The sequence below is a fragment of the Halomonas lysinitropha genome, from assembly GCF_902500215.1.
Lineage (GTDB): Bacteria > Pseudomonadota > Gammaproteobacteria > Pseudomonadales > Halomonadaceae > Halomonas > Halomonas lysinitropha.
In genome coordinates this window covers 1-13,273 of record NZ_CABVOU010000014.1, presented here as the reverse complement: position 1 = coordinate 13,273, position 13,273 = coordinate 1, and the positions used below count along the sequence as shown (strand labels likewise).

At 63.8% G+C, this 13,273-nt stretch carries 13 protein-coding genes and 1 pseudogene; 6 read left to right on the top strand and 8 right to left on the bottom strand.

Annotated features, from left to right (window positions below; all coding sequences use genetic code 11):
- Positions 1 to 20 precede the first annotated feature (20 nt).
- From HALO32_RS00165 to HALO32_RS00155, 3 genes are all read left to right on the top strand, one after another.
- Entirely contained in the window at positions 21 to 365 is a 345-nt protein-coding gene (locus HALO32_RS00165; protein WP_225809594.1) for a hexameric tyrosine-coordinated heme protein, read from the top strand.
- A 76-nt stretch (positions 366 to 441) separates the two neighbouring features.
- The gene (locus tag HALO32_RS00160) at positions 442 to 1,146 is read left to right on the top strand and encodes a succinate dehydrogenase iron-sulfur subunit (protein WP_151441929.1); all 705 of its coding nucleotides are present in this window, start codon (positions 442 to 444) and stop codon (positions 1,144 to 1,146) included.
- 31 nt (positions 1,147 to 1,177) lie between these two features.
- A complete protein-coding gene (locus HALO32_RS00155) occupies positions 1,178 to 1,636 on the top strand; it encodes a ferritin family protein (RefSeq protein ID WP_151441760.1) in 459 nt (152 codons plus the stop codon).
- Between the two features lie 307 nt (positions 1,637 to 1,943).
- Here the strand turns inward: HALO32_RS00155 and HALO32_RS00150 are convergent, their stop codons facing one another.
- The 3 genes from HALO32_RS00150 to trxA are packed head-to-tail and all read right to left on the bottom strand — an operon-like array spanning position 1,944 to position 4,156.
- Complete coding sequence (locus tag HALO32_RS00150; protein ID WP_151441759.1) at positions 1,944 to 2,747, bottom strand: class II glutamine amidotransferase; 804 nt, start codon at positions 2,745 to 2,747, stop codon at positions 1,944 to 1,946.
- Between the two features lie 24 nt (positions 2,748 to 2,771).
- Positions 2,772 to 3,770: a thioredoxin-disulfide reductase gene (gene trxB, locus HALO32_RS00145; RefSeq protein WP_151441758.1), complete on the bottom strand. Its 999-nt coding sequence runs from the start codon at positions 3,768 to 3,770 to the stop codon at positions 2,772 to 2,774.
- A 50-nt stretch (positions 3,771 to 3,820) separates the two neighbouring features.
- Positions 3,821 to 4,156 carry a thioredoxin gene (gene trxA, locus HALO32_RS00140; RefSeq protein ID WP_151441757.1) on the bottom strand — a complete coding sequence of 112 codons (336 nt, stop codon included), beginning with the start codon at positions 4,154 to 4,156 and terminating at the stop codon, positions 3,821 to 3,823.
- Between the two features lie 246 nt (positions 4,157 to 4,402).
- On the opposite strand from trxA, the gene HALO32_RS00135 reads away from it, so the two are divergent.
- Both HALO32_RS00135 and HALO32_RS00130 read left to right on the top strand, forming a co-directional pair.
- Positions 4,403 to 5,578 carry a trans-sulfuration enzyme family protein gene (locus tag HALO32_RS00135; protein WP_151441756.1) on the top strand — a complete coding sequence of 392 codons (1,176 nt, stop codon included), beginning with the start codon at positions 4,403 to 4,405 and terminating at the stop codon, positions 5,576 to 5,578.
- A gap of 2 nt (positions 5,579 to 5,580) precedes the next feature.
- The gene (locus HALO32_RS00130) at positions 5,581 to 6,714 is read left to right on the top strand and encodes a cysteine desulfurase family protein (RefSeq protein WP_151441928.1); all 1,134 of its coding nucleotides are present in this window, start codon (positions 5,581 to 5,583) and stop codon (positions 6,712 to 6,714) included.
- 165 nt (positions 6,715 to 6,879) lie between these two features.
- On the opposite strand, the gene HALO32_RS00125 is transcribed toward HALO32_RS00130, so the two are convergent.
- The 5 genes from HALO32_RS00125 to HALO32_RS00105 all read right to left on the bottom strand — a co-directional run bounded on the left by HALO32_RS00125 (position 6,880) and on the right by HALO32_RS00105 (position 10,732).
- Positions 6,880 to 7,503: a cytochrome b/b6 domain-containing protein gene (locus HALO32_RS00125; protein WP_151441755.1), complete on the bottom strand. Its 624-nt coding sequence runs from the start codon at positions 7,501 to 7,503 to the stop codon at positions 6,880 to 6,882.
- A gap of 2 nt (positions 7,504 to 7,505) precedes the next feature.
- On the bottom strand, positions 7,506 to 9,107 hold the full coding sequence (locus HALO32_RS00120; RefSeq protein WP_151441754.1) for a tetrathionate reductase family octaheme c-type cytochrome: 1,602 nt from the start codon (positions 9,105 to 9,107) through the stop codon (positions 7,506 to 7,508).
- A 270-nt stretch (positions 9,108 to 9,377) separates the two neighbouring features.
- On the bottom strand, positions 9,378 to 9,569 hold the full coding sequence (locus HALO32_RS00115; RefSeq protein ID WP_151441753.1) for a YgaP family membrane protein: 192 nt from the start codon (positions 9,567 to 9,569) through the stop codon (positions 9,378 to 9,380).
- Between the two features lie 29 nt (positions 9,570 to 9,598).
- Positions 9,599 to 10,072, bottom strand: a complete 474-nt coding sequence (locus HALO32_RS00110; protein ID WP_225809591.1) for a hypothetical protein — start codon at positions 10,070 to 10,072, stop codon at positions 9,599 to 9,601.
- Between the two features lie 72 nt (positions 10,073 to 10,144).
- A complete protein-coding gene (locus HALO32_RS00105) occupies positions 10,145 to 10,732 on the bottom strand; it encodes a rhodanese-like domain-containing protein (RefSeq protein ID WP_151441752.1) in 588 nt (195 codons plus the stop codon).
- Between the two features lie 598 nt (positions 10,733 to 11,330).
- Between HALO32_RS00105 and HALO32_RS00100 the strand changes: the two are divergent.
- Positions 11,331 to 13,265, top strand: a pseudogene (locus tag HALO32_RS00100) (ribonucleoside triphosphate reductase).
- The last annotated feature ends 8 nt before the right edge of the window (positions 13,266 to 13,273 follow it).

The window sequence follows — 13,273 nt, the reverse complement described above, 5'->3', positions numbered from 1 at the left end:
ATCAAAGCTCAGGAGGCCACATGACGCCTATCTCCCATCGCCATGTCGCAGGCAAGATCACCGGCACCCTGATGCTGGCGGCTTCCCTCTTGCTGGGCAGTGTCGCCCTGGCGGATGACCATGAAGCCGAGGATTCCGGTGAGGCCTGGCTGCCGAGCCTGATCACCGAGACGCCCCAGGAGGGCTTCGCCCTGGCGGTGACCCTTTCCCAGAAGGGGGTGGGCACCACCCAGCCGGATGCCGAGGTGCGCAAGGCACAGCGCCCCGAATATGCCGAGGATCCCGACAGCCTGATCGCGGCCTCCCACGTCATTGCCACCCACTTCCAGACCGTCGCCGCGGCCAATGACTACTGGCGGGAGTGAGGCGAAGTAACCCGATACGCCTAGGCAGCGGCATACGACTCATTTCATGCCATGGAACGGCGAGGAGGCTCCCATGATCAAGGTACGGCTCTATCGCTACCACCCCGATGAGGATGACCAGCCTCATGTTGAGACGCTGGACCTGGAGGAGCGTTTCCGCAAGGCGATGGTGCTCGATGTCCTCGAGCACCTGAAGCAGCGCGATGCCACCCTGGCTTATCGGCGCTCCTGCCGTGAGGGGGTGTGCGGCTCCGACGGCATGAACATCAACGGCAAGAACGGCCTGGCCTGCGTGACTCCAGTGGAGGAGGTGCTGGGCAACGGCGATACCCTGACGCTGCGCCCGCTGCCGGGCATGCCGGTGATTCGAGACCTGGTGGTCGACCAGACGCTGTTCTTCCGACAGTTCGAGAAGATCCGCCCCTGGCTGATCAACGACCAGCCACCCACCGCCACGGAGCGACGTCAGAGTCCGGCGGATCGCGAAAAGCTCGACGGCCTCTACGAATGCATCCTCTGCGCCTGCTGCAGTTCGGCCTGTCCCTCCTGGTGGTGGAATCCGGACAAGTACATCGGCCCGGCCGGCCTGATCCAGGCCTACCGCTTCCTGATCGACAGCCGCGACAGTGCCACCGACGAGCGGCTGGCCGAGCTCGACGACCCCTTCAGCGTATTCCGCTGCCGACAGATCGCTAACTGCACCTGGGTGTGTCCCAAGGGGCTCAACCCGATGCGCGCCATCGGCCATATCAAGGCGATGCTGCTGTCGCGCGGCACTTGACACACAACCCACACGTCACGGGAGGGTTTCCATGGCCTTTCGACAGGTGAAGGATCTACTGGAGTGGGTCCATGACTTCCATGACCGGCTGGGGAAGCAGTACACCGGGCTGGCCGAGACGGCACCGGACGAGCGCATGAAGATGGCGCTGGTGTTCCTCGCCGATCGAGAGCGGCGTTTGCAGCAGGGGATGCGCGCCTACCTCGAGGATGCCGATGAGGGACTGCTTACCACCTGGCTGATCGACAGTCAGCAGTTTGGCCACCCCAGTGTGCTGGAGCGAATCCCGCCCTGCCTGGGTTGTCACGACGTGCAGGATATCCTGGCCAACGTCATGACGGCCCATCAGACCCTCAAGGACATGTATCGGCTACGCGCCGAACTGGCCGAGATCCCTGAAGAGGCCGAGCTCTTCCAGCAGTTGGCCGAGCAGCAGGATGCCGAGGCACGACTGCAGACCCGCGATCTGGCACGGCTCGATATGTACTGATGGTGTAACGACGATCCCCGGCCAGATCGGGGCGTCGTCCTGCTGTGCAGGTGGGGCGGGTCTAAGGCGGCGTCGAGGTCGGAGCGGCTGGCTCGCCCGGTATACTGAGGGTGTCTGGCCAGCCTGGCGTCACGTCGGTGCGTCCCTGCTGGTGGTGGCAGACCTGGCCAGCTAGGCGCCGCTGTCTACACACCATCTTCGCTATCGCTCTACCTTCTGGGTGCCAAGCTGGTCGAAAGCTTCCTCTGCTTGTGCACGTTGCATCTCCGATGGTGCCTCGCTGGCATCATCAGTCCCTGTCCTGCGCCTATCTATCGGTTACTCCTTGTTCTTGCGCACGTCGTCGCTGCCAGGCAATTGGCGACGCGGCACCCGGCGTCCTGACTTCCTGAACGATCTCTCCCTCTTTCAGTATCAACAAGGTATTGGGCAGCAAGCACTGCCAAGCTTCCTCGCTCAATGGCTTGGTGGCGATCAGAGCGACCCGTTGATCGCAGCCGTCGATACGGCATTCTCGCCGGAGAAGATGCAGCTCTGAATGGGCGTGAACGAACAGATGCTCGCCATTGCCGAGCAGGAAATTAAACTCGTCGAGTGGGTTGATCGTGGCAATAACCGGTGCCAGGCATGCCAAGGTTTGTTGGATATCGCCGATTTTTCCGTAATGACTGATACAGTCGTGAATGGCCTCCATGAGTAGGCAGAAGGCCCATTCCGAATCCGAGTCCCCCATGGGCAGGTACCGTCCCGGTGTGTACGCTTGAATACCGGGCAGCACGCCATTATGGGCAAACACCCACGAGCGGCCGCCGACCTCACGCTCAAACGGATGTGTGTTCGCGTATGCCCGCCCGACACCGGGGGGATTCGCCTTGCGGATGTGTGCGATCACCATGTCACTCTGCAGCTCGTAGCCTTGCAGAAACGCCAGACACCGGCTCTCGCAGGCTGGGATTGGCTCTTTGTAGAGACGCGCTGTACGCCCCTCGAAGAAGGCCAGTCCCCAGCCATCCGCATGGGGACCGATTTCCCCTCCCCGTGGACGAAACAACTCCAGCGAAGTGTCCAGAGCGCTCGGATAGCGTGCACTCATGCCCAGCAGTTCGCACATGATCCACCTCCGGTGCCATCCACCTCAGGCAGTGGCCTCCAAGCTTGTTTCGGCTGTATTCCGAGGCATGTGCGCCAAGCTGTCCAAGTAGCGTTCGGCGTCCAGGGCCGCCATGCAGCCGGTGCCAGCCGAGGTCACTGCCTGGCGGTAGACGTGATCCATGACATCGCCTGCGGCGAACACTCCGGGCACGCTGGTGGCGGTGGCATTGCCATCCAGGCCGCTTTGTACGCGGATGTAGCCGCCCTCCATGTCCAACTGGCCCCGGAAGATCTCAGTGTTGGGCTTGTGGCCGATGGCGATGAACACCCCATCCACGACCAGGTTCTGCGTCTCATCGGTCTGGGTGGAGCGGATGCGTACTCCGGTCACCCCAGAGTCATCGCCCAGGATCTCATCCAGGGTGTGATGCCACTGGAACGAGACCTTGCCCTCCTTGGCCCGGGCGAACAGCTTGTCCTGCAGGATTTTCTCGGCTCTGAGCTCGTCCCGCCGGTGAATGAGCGTGACGTGGGAGGCGATGTTCGACAAGTACAGGGCTTCCTCCACAGCCGTGTTGCCGCCACCCACCATAGCCACCGGTCGATCCCTGTAGAAGAACCCATCGCAGGTGGCACAGGCGGAGACGCCCTTGCCCATGAAGGTGGATTCCGACTCCAGGCCCAGATACTGGGCACTGGCGCCGGTCGCGATGATCAGCGCATCACAGGTGTAGCTGCCCATGTCGCCGGTGAGACGGAAGGGCCGCTCGCCGAGTTCCACGGTATGGATGTGGTCGAAGACGATCTCAGTGCCGAAGCGCTCGGCGTGAGACTTCATGCGTTCCATGAGGTCCGGGCCCTGGAGGCCTTCGACGTCGCCGGGCCAGTTGTCCACGTCGGTGGTGGTAGTGAGCTGACCGCCCATTGACATGCCGGTGATCAACACCGGCTTCAGGTTGGCGCGGGCGGCATAGACTGCCGCCGTGTAGCCCGCTGGGCCGGAGCCCAGGATCAGCAGGGGGATGTGTCGAGGCGCTTTCATGATAACCCTTCCGTAAATGGTGAGTGACGAGGTCCGGCCATGGGCCACGATCAGCCCGCGGTGTCCAGGTTCATGTGCCTGTTCAGCCATCCATCGAGCTGAGCCCGTGTCAGCGCGCCCGCCTGCTGCGCGACCAGAGCGCCGGTGTCGAACAACATCAGGGTGGGGATAGAGCGCAGCCCGAAGCGGCCAGCCAGCTGCTGGTTGTCGTCCACGTTGACCTTCGCCACGCTGAGCTGATCACCCATGTCCTGCTCCAGCGCCTCAAGGATGGGCGCCACCATCTTGCAGGGGCCACACCAGGGCGCCCAGAAATCCACCAGTACCGGCTTGTCGCTGCCGAGGACCTTCTGTTCGAAATCCTGCGTGGAGACATTGATCACCATGATTTCCTCTCCTCCGTCACAGACGTCTGCTCTATCGAGCAAAGCATCAGGGGTAAACAGCACCACCCAATCATTCAATTGTTCTATGGAATGTATATTTGAAAGACTGCCTTGTCAACTCGATGTCGATACCGGCACAGCCTGAGGACAGGAGGTGGGAACGCTTCATTACCGGCAGCAATTGACACCTTGCCGCCATGCAGCCAGGATTCCATGGATCAATGGAATAACGACTGGAGATCACCGATGACATCGACCCGCGCTCAGGGCCTGGCCACTCGCAGCATTCACGGCCACGGCTTCAAGGATGCCCACGGCAGCCCGCATATGCCGATCTACGACACCACCACCTTCACCTTCGACACGACACAGGAGGTGCTGGACGTGGTGGAGGGGCGCAAGGTGGGCAGCCTCTATACCCGCTACGGGCTCAATCCCTCCATCTTCGCTCTGGAAGAGACATTGGCCGGCCTCGAAGGCGCCGAGATGGCCTGGGTCTTCTGTTCGGGGATGGCCGCCGAGACGGCGCTGTTTCTGGCCCACGGTCGCCAGGGCATCATCGGTATCGGCGATGCCTATGGCGGTACCATGGAGCTGTTGGGCAGCCAGCTACCGGAAATTGGCATCCCGACCCGGCTGATGCTCGGCAGCGAACTCGACCAGCTGGATGATCTGCTGGCCGAGGGGGCGCGTCTGGTCTTCCTGGAAACGCCGACCAACCCGACCCTGGAGCTCTTCGATATACAAGCGATCGCCGAACGCACCCATGCCCATGGCGCCATCCTGGTGGTCGACAACACCTTCGCCTCGCCGGTCAACCAGCAACCGCTGGCGCTGGGCGCCGATGTGGTGGTGCACAGCGCCACCAAGTATCTGGGCGGTCACAGCGACCTGACGGCCGGTGCGCTGATGGGCTCGCAGGACCTGCTGATGCCGATCTGGAACTGGCGCAAGAACCTGGGCTCGATGCCGGCGCCCACCACCGCATCGCTGCTGGCGCGCAGTCTGCGCACCCTGGTGATACGGGTCCGCCAGCAGAACGCCTCTGCGCAGGCCATCGCCGAAGCGATGGAGAAGCACTCGCGTGTTCGCCGCGTCTACTACCCCGGCCTGCCGGACTTCCCCGGCCATGACCTGGCCAGGCAGCAGATGCAGGGCTTCGGCGGGATGCTGAGCATCGAGGTCGAGGGTGGAGGCGATGCAGCGACCGCGGTCGCCGACCGGCTCGAGCTGTTTGCCCTGGCACCCAGCCTGGGTGGCGCCGAGAGCCTGGTGACCCAACCCTGTACCACCACTCACCATGGCTTGCCGGCCGAAGAGCGGGCGCGTCGCGGGATCCCGGATGGCCTGCTGCGCCTCTCCGTGGGCCTGGAAGACAGCGCCGACCTGATCGCCGATCTGGAACAGGCGCTGGCATCGTGACGATGCCCGTCTATCTTGATCACAACGCTACCACGCCGGTAGCCGGGCCCGTGGTAGCCGCCATGGCTCGCGCGCTGGAGGCGTGCTACGGCAATCCCTCCTCGCCCTATCGGCAAGGGCAGGAGGCCGCCGCCCAGCTCTCGACTGCACGCGAGTCGGTGGCCCGGCTGATCGGGGCGAACGTAGACAGTCTGGTGATGACCGGCTGTGCCACCGAGGCCAATAACCTGGCCCTGCTGGGTGTGGCGGCAGCCGCCCCGGCCAACAGGCGCCATCTGGTGGTCAGTGCCGTCGAGCACCCGGCGGTGATGGAACCGGCCCGTCACCTCGAAACGCAGGGGTGGGAGCTCAGCGTGGTGCCGGTGGACGCCGCCGGGCGCGTTGCGGTCGACGAGGTGATGGCCACGGTGCGACCCGATACGGCGCTCGTCTCGATCATGCTGGCGAACAATGAGGTGGGCACTCTGCAACCGCTGGCCGAGATCGCCGCCCGCCTGGCCGGCTCGGCCACGCTGCTGCATACCGATGCCGCTCAGGCCGTGGGCAAGGTGCCGGTGGATGTCGACGCGCTGGGGGTCGACCTGCTCACCCTGGCCGGGCACAAGTTTCAGGCCAGCAAGGGTATCGGCGCGCTCCATGTGCGCTCGGGTACGCCCATTCGGCGCATTCTGTTCGGTGCTGGCCACGAGCATGGGCTGCGGCCCGGCACCGAGAACGTGCCGGCGATCGTGGGGCTGGGGGCCGCCGCCGAGCTGGCCGCCCAGCGCCTGGCCACCGGGGTGGGTGAGCTTCAGGCACGGCGCGATCGGCTGCATGAGCATCTGCGTCAGGGCATTCCGGGGCTGGCGCTCAACGGTCACGAAACGTATCGCCTGCCCAATACGCTCAACGTTTCCTTCCCGGGCGTCGAGGGGCGCGCGCTACTCAAGGCCGTGGAACAAGCAGTGGCAGCGTCCGTCGGCTCGGCCTGTCATGCCGATCAGGCGGCCCCCAGCGGCGTGCTGGGGGCCATGGGGCTGACTACTGAAAGGGCGCTGGGGGCGGTGCGGCTTTCGGTGGGCTGGGAAACGCCCCTTGAGGACATCGACCGCGCGGCCGAGTGCCTGATCCAGGCATGGCAAGGTCGTTCCGCTTAATCTAGCGATACGCCTTGTCAGGAGTGAGTTGCTGGCCGGCCACCCCGCTCAGCGCCATCACCTTCACCATCGCGATGATGAACAGGGTCTGGCTGGAGACCAGGATGGCCACATTGAGTATTTCGCGGGGCAGTGGCCGTCATCTTTTCCCTCTCCGTTTCACTCTCAGGAGCGTCGTTCGATCACCTCCTCGTCGTGCACCTCCTCCCAGCCGGTGACCATCGCCTTGATATGTGCCGTAGGCGTGTGACCCACGGTGGCCAGGTAGGCGTGGATGATCACGAAGGCGAGCATCAGAAAGGCGCCCAGGGCGTGCAGCCCAGCCACCTGCTCCAGCCCGATCCAGGCCGGGGTCAGTCCGCGCAGCGACTCCCAGAACAAGTAGGCTAGCCCCGAGACCCACACCAGCGGGTTGATCAAAAGCTTCACGCCCAGATAGGCCAGGCGCTGCAGCGGGTTGTGCTTGCGCTGCGGGGTCTGCTTGTAGGGATGAGGCTCGCCGACGAAGGTACCGTAGGCATAGAAGCGCATCATGGCGCCGATACGATCGAGAGTGGGGATGTACTGCCGCCACTGGCCGGTGGTGAAGTGCCAGAAGATGGCGAACACCCAGAGCCCGATCAGCAGCCAGGCCGACGTCTCGTGCAGGCGCACCGCGGGGCCGAACGCGATCAGGTCATGATGCCCGCGAATCGCGAAGCCGCTGAACAGCAGCACCAGCACCAGCGCCGCCTGGGTCCAGTGCCAGAAGCGCTCGAAACGGGTGAAGAGATAGAGTCGCTGGCTCATGGTCAGTGCTCCTTGCGACGGTGGCGAGTGGCGATGCGCATGGCACCATGACCCAGGGCGCCCACCAGCATCAGCCCGGCCAATCCGAAACCGAAGCGGTCGAGTACCTCATGGCGGTCGCGACCCGGCATCCATACGCCCTCCACCGCCGCGAGACGCCCTTCATCGGCGTGGCAGCTTCCGCATTTCAATGCCTGCTCGCCGGGTGCCACCATATGCGTGATCGGCCACAGCATGGTGGTCTCGACGAAGTCGAACTCGCTGCTGAAGGGCTGGCCGGTGGCCTCGGTACCCGCCTCCAGCGCCTTGGCCCAGTCAAAGTTGAACCAGAAGGCGGTGTCGTCGGGAATCGCCACATGGGGCACCAGCAGGGTGTTGTGCACAGTGTCGTAGGGCTGCTTGCCGTGGAAGAGCTTCACCGGCCAGATGCGGGAATCTTCGCTGCCCGGGGTGCCGTGATAGGTATTGATCGGCACAGGCGCACTCTGCGGGTCGATCTCCGTCTCGGTGGTGGTAAAGGTCACGTCGCCATTGAACCAGAGGTACTCGGGCACCACGTCCTCGCCCAGGGTGAAGTCGCCCTTCCTGCTGTCGTAGATCACGTGACCGTCGTCATCCTTGCGCTTGAAGGGCTCATCCTCATCGTCCAGTTGACCGGCAGTGGACCAGTCCCAGCCCATCTTGGTAGGCACCCCACCGCGAGCGAAGGTGGGAATGTGGCAGGTCTGGCAGGCCAGCGCCCGGGTATGCTCGTTGAGGCGCGTGGCCATGGCGCCCTCCTCGTGAGGCGCATTGCCATGGCACGCCTGACAGGTAGCCGGGTTGCGGTCGGTCTGCTCGCCGCGCCGGATCGCCCGATTGTCGTCAACCGCCGAGACCTGGATGCGGCTACCAGGCACCGCATGATTCTCGGTCTGGTGACAGGTGCTGCAGCGGAAGTCGCCGCCGTCCACCGCCATGTGCACGTCCAGGTCGCGATGGGCATCGACCAGCGAAGAGTCCAGGTCACCGTGCTTCACGCCGTCGCCACCACCGCCGTAGAAGTGGCAGCTCCCGCAGGTCTCGCGGGAGGTGGGTCCGATATTCTGGGCCACCTCCGCCAGGTCAGTCGGTCCATGGAACTTGCCCGACCCTGGAGGATATTCGATGCGTTCATAGGCGGGATGGCCCGCCAGCCCCGCTACCTTGGTGTAGTCGCCGGTGTTGTGGCAGGCCAGGCAGTCCACCTTGAAGGGATTGGTGAAGTCGAAGGTCTCGTCCTCCCAGCCGTAGCCGACATGGCAGGACTGACAGAACGCCTCATTGGAGCGGTCGGCGATGCAGAAGCCGTTCAGCATGCTCTTCTTGCCCAGCACCTCGCCGTCCACCGGGTTGTGGTACTCCCAGGTCCAGTGACGCGTCTGCATCACTTCCTGTGCTGCCTCGGTATGACAGCTCAAGCAAGCCTTGGTGGCGTCCTCCCCGCTCTCGAAGGGGCCCTGAAGGGCCTCAAATTCATGGTGGTCTGCAGTACTGGCCAGTGCCGGCAGCACCAGCACAAGACACATCAGCGCCAGCACTCCTGGGGCTCGCCAGCGCCTGGATGGATATCGCCCTGTGATCATGCTGCTTTCCTCCCGGAACGGCCTGCCCAGCCATGCAGTCCTGAACAAAACATAGGAGGTACGCCCCTCCTCGCCTTGACGGAAATCAGTCTTTCCCGAATTGCCGAGCGACGAGGCATCACCATTCCCCGCCAGCAGCTCAGGGATGCGCTACTTCAGGGCACGCTCAACCTGCTGGGCGACTCGAGACGCGAGATTGAAGAGCGCATGGCGGTCTTGCTCCAGATTCTCGCGCTTCTGGCAGGATACTACCGGCCGGCGTCGGCCCGGCTACCGGGTCGGCTTGCGGGTATTGACGCCCAGCAGCTTCCAGGCCGGACAGAAGTTGAACAGGCCGGTAGCCAGCGGCAGTACGCCGATCCAGCCCCACACGCCGATCGTGCCGGTCAGGGCCAGCAGGATCAGTACGGCGCCGACCACGATACGGGCTATCTTGTCGATGCCACCCACGTTGCTCGTCATGAAAGTCTCCTTAGGTTCGTCTCGGATTCTCAGAAGCTGTAAACGGGAATGGAGGGATCGCGCATCATCTCGGCCATCGGGCCCGGGGCGGCCACGCCAACCCCCTCGCGCAAGTTGCTCTCACCCAGGTCACTGTTGGGCAAGTAGATGGCGCAGACATCCACGCTGGCCCCCTTGTCCATCAGCATGCCCAGGATGCCCTCCGGCTTGACCTGTCCCGCTGGATTGCTGGGTGGCGTGTTGATCGCCTCGGCACTCTCGTAGCCTTGGACGGCCAGGTGGCCGGCAGCATCACACAGTAGAATGTGCAGGTCGGTGCCCTGCTGCTGCATGGCGTTGGAGAGGATCATCGCCATGCCCTGTGTCTGCAGCGAGTCGCTGGTGAGAATCACCAGGGCTTGATCCTTTGGGGTTTCGCCTCCGTGGTTGTCGGCCAGTGCGGCACCGGCGAGGCCGAGGGTGGCGGCGGCTACCGTCAGGGTCAGTGTCTTCGTGATGGTCATCTGCTTACCTCATGGTGTCGGTCATGATGGCAGGCCCTTTACCCGGCGGGCGGAAAGGCCTCTCGATAATGTTCACTCTCCCGGGCGCCAGGCGACGTCGGGATCGATCTCGTAACTCCAGGGCAAGCCGGAATTGCGCCAGCCGTTGACGGCACGCACGCCGGCGGAGTCGCCCTCCTCGAGCTTGCCGCCCTCGAAGCCATCGGTCATCGAATACACCCGGCTGAAGCCCATCTCGGTGATGATATCGGCGCCTGGCGCACTGCGCGTCGCGCCGGAGCGGCACATGACGATGATCGGGTCGTCTTCGGCCACGTTCAGGGCCTCCAGCTCGGCGCGCACCTGGGCCTCGAAGTCGGCGTTTCTGACCATCGGCCAGGTCTTCGCCTCCTCGTCGAAATTGTCGCGATCAGCCAATACCCAGGGCACGTGAATATCGGTGGGCTCGGCGAAGCCGGTGAACTTGGTCTCGATGGGGTCGCGCACATCGATCAGCACCGCCCGCTCGTCCTCCTGCATCAGGTCATAGGCTTCGCTCGCCGTGACGTAGAGCCCCAGCTGCGTCTCTCGGTAGGCGGGAATGTCTTCCTGGGCCAGGACCGGGCTGGCAATCAGGGTTGCCGCCAGCAGCGAACCGGCCAACAAAGTCGTCACATTCATAATCCAAGCCTCTAAGCAAATAACTTTTATCTCGCACCTAGAAGCGTAGAGCATGGACGTAGCCTCCGCATGAGGCATGTGGCCGAACCTTGATCCAGGTCAGCTTGAGTGAATAAGGGGTTCTACCGAGACACTATGCCGCGGGAAGATTGCCTAGGCGAGGCCCGGTCAGGAGATGGTCATGCTACTGGTCGGCAGCAAAGCGGCCATCAGCAGCTCCATCGCGAGACAGGGTGTGCCTGCTACCCACCAACGCCCCGCGCTGGAAAAGTCTGCGTAGGCGTCCTGCGCTGACCGAGGCGTCATGTTTTTAGGTTGGCTTCAGGCAGTCTCGAGAGGACGCGAGGAGCCGGAGTGCTAGAAACGGTGGCGTTCATTGGGAATGCCGAATTCGACCAGTGCTCGGTCAACGGCGGTCATGAGGCCCGGGGGCCGACGAAGTAGCAGCGGCCGCCGTCCGGTAGGTTCGCTTTCCTTTTCCTGACCTGGGTCATTTCGCTGCCGCATCAGGGTGTCTACCCTTCTCAAACACAACATGTGGCTCGAATCACATCTATCGACACCATATGTAGTTATCCAGTCAGTGAAGGAGCCCTCCATGGGAAGCCCGCAGCCCGGCACCGTCAGCGTGGCGTCGACGGTCAACGAATACCTGCAGCGTGCCGACTGGCGCGTCAATGCCAACGCCAATCAGGGCTACTCCCTGGGCGGGTTGATCCTCAATGCCTCGGGCAAGCTGATCGCCAACTACTGGCTGAACGAGGTCTACCCCGCCGCGGTGGGCGAGGCCCATCGCGAGGGCGACTTGCATATCCATGACCTGGACATGCTCAGCGGCTACTGCGCCGGCTGGTCGCTGCGCACCCTGCTGGTCGAGGGTTTCAATGGGGTGCCGGGCAGGGCGGAGAGCGCGCCCCCCCGGCACCTTTCCAGCGCACTGGGACAGATGGTCAACTTCCTCGGTACCCTGCAGAACGAGTGGGCCGGCGCTCAGGCGTTCAGTTCCTTCGATACCTACCTGGCGCCCTTCGTGCGTCGCGACCGGCTCGACTACCCGGCAGTGAAGCAGTCGGTGCAGGAGTTCATCTACAACCTCAACGTGCCATCCCGCTGGGGCAGCCAGACACCATTCACCAACCTGACCTTCGACTGGACCTGCCCGGCGGACCTGCGCGACCAGGTGCCGGTCATCGGCGGCGAGGAGCAGCCTTTCACCTACGGCGAACTGCAGGCCGAGATGGACTTGCTCAACCGCGCCTACCTGGAGGTGATGGAAGCGGGCGACTGCCGCGGCCGAGTGTTTACCTTCCCCATCCCCACCTACAACATCACACATGACTTCGATTGGGAGAGCGACAACGCCGAGCGGCTTTTCGCGCTGACCGCCCGCTACGGGCTACCGTACTTCCAGAATTTCCTCAACTCGGATCTGGAGCCACACATGGTGCGCTCCATGTGCTGTCGGCTGCAGCTCGATCTCAGCGAGTTGCTCAAGCGCGGCAACGGCCTGTTCGGCAGCGCCGAACAGACCGGCTCGCTGGGCGTGGTGACGATCAACTGCGCGCGCCTGGGCCACCGTTTCGCCGGCGACCAAGCGGGACTGTATGCCGAACTGGACCGGCTGCTCGAACTGTGCCGCGACAGCCTGGAGATCAAGCGCACCTGCATCCAGCGGTGGATGGACGACGGTCTCTACCCCTATAGCCAGCGTTACCTGGGCACGCTGCGCAATCACTTCTCGACCCTGGGGGTGAACGGCCTCAACGAGATGGCCCGCAACTTCTTCGAGGATCGCTTCGATATCGCCGCCCCCGAGGGGCAGCAGCTCGCCATCGAGCTGCTGGAGCATGTGCGCGAGCGGATGCGCGAGTTTCAGGAGATCACCGGCCATCTCTACAACCTGGAGGCGACCCCGGCCGAGGGCACCACCTATCGCTTCGCCAAGGAGGACCGCAAGCGCTTCCCCGGCATCCTGCAGGCCGGCACGCCGGAGGCGCCCTACTACACCAACTCCAGCCAGCTGCCGGTGGGCCACACCGATGATCCCTTCGAGGCCCTGCTACATCAGGACCCGCTGCAGACCCGCTATACCGGAGGCACCGTGCTGCACCTCTACATGCGCGAACGGCTCTCCTCGGTCGAGGCCTGCAAGACCCTGGTGCACACCGCGCTGTCCCGCTTCCGCCTGCCCTACCTCACCGTGACGCCAACCTTCTCGATCTGCCCGGTGCACGGCTACCTGGCCGGCGAACACGAGTTCTGCCCGAAGTGCGACGAGGCGCTTCTGGCACAGCACGCCTCACCGGCCGAGACCACGGCCTGAGGCACCTCTCCCTCGTCACACCCGACCACCATGAAAAAGGAGCGTCACATGCGCCACACCGTCGAGACCCTGCCCACCGAACAGCGCCAGCGCTGCGAGGTCTGGACCCGGGTGATGGGCTATCACCGCCCGGTCAGCCAGTTCAACCACGGCAAGCAGGCCGAGCACCGCGAGCGGCGGCACTTCCGCGAGTCGACCGCCCACGCATAACGCCACCC

What these genes read in the sequence shown, in the direction of transcription:
- HALO32_RS00115 (WP_151441753.1), bottom strand. Translation starts at nt 9,569, where the DNA reads ATGACGAGCAACGTGGGTGGCATCGACAAGATAGCCCGTATCGTGGTC.
- HALO32_RS00165 (WP_225809594.1), top strand. Translation starts at nt 21, where the DNA reads ATGACGCCTATCTCCCATCGCCATGTCGCAGGCAAGATCACCGGCACC.
- HALO32_RS00135 (WP_151441756.1), top strand. Translation starts at nt 4,403, where the DNA reads ATGACATCGACCCGCGCTCAGGGCCTGGCCACTCGCAGCATTCACGGC.
- HALO32_RS00155 (WP_151441760.1), top strand. Translation starts at nt 1,178, where the DNA reads ATGGCCTTTCGACAGGTGAAGGATCTACTGGAGTGGGTCCATGACTTC.
- trxA (WP_151441757.1), bottom strand. Translation starts at nt 4,156, where the DNA reads ATGGTGATCAATGTCTCCACGCAGGATTTCGAACAGAAGGTCCTCGGC.
- trxB (WP_151441758.1), bottom strand. Translation starts at nt 3,770, where the DNA reads ATGAAAGCGCCTCGACACATCCCCCTGCTGATCCTGGGCTCCGGCCCA.
- HALO32_RS00125 (WP_151441755.1), bottom strand. Translation starts at nt 7,503, where the DNA reads ATGAGCCAGCGACTCTATCTCTTCACCCGTTTCGAGCGCTTCTGGCAC.
- HALO32_RS00120 (WP_151441754.1), bottom strand. Translation starts at nt 9,107, where the DNA reads ATGATCACAGGGCGATATCCATCCAGGCGCTGGCGAGCCCCAGGAGTG.
- HALO32_RS00105 (WP_151441752.1), bottom strand. Translation starts at nt 10,732, where the DNA reads ATGAATGTGACGACTTTGTTGGCCGGTTCGCTGCTGGCGGCAACCCTG.
- HALO32_RS00110 (WP_225809591.1), bottom strand. Translation starts at nt 10,072, where the DNA reads ATGACCATCACGAAGACACTGACCCTGACGGTAGCCGCCGCCACCCTC.
- HALO32_RS00150 (WP_151441759.1), bottom strand. Translation starts at nt 2,747, where the DNA reads ATGTGCGAACTGCTGGGCATGAGTGCACGCTATCCGAGCGCTCTGGAC.
- HALO32_RS00130 (WP_151441928.1), top strand. Translation starts at nt 5,581, where the DNA reads ATGCCCGTCTATCTTGATCACAACGCTACCACGCCGGTAGCCGGGCCC.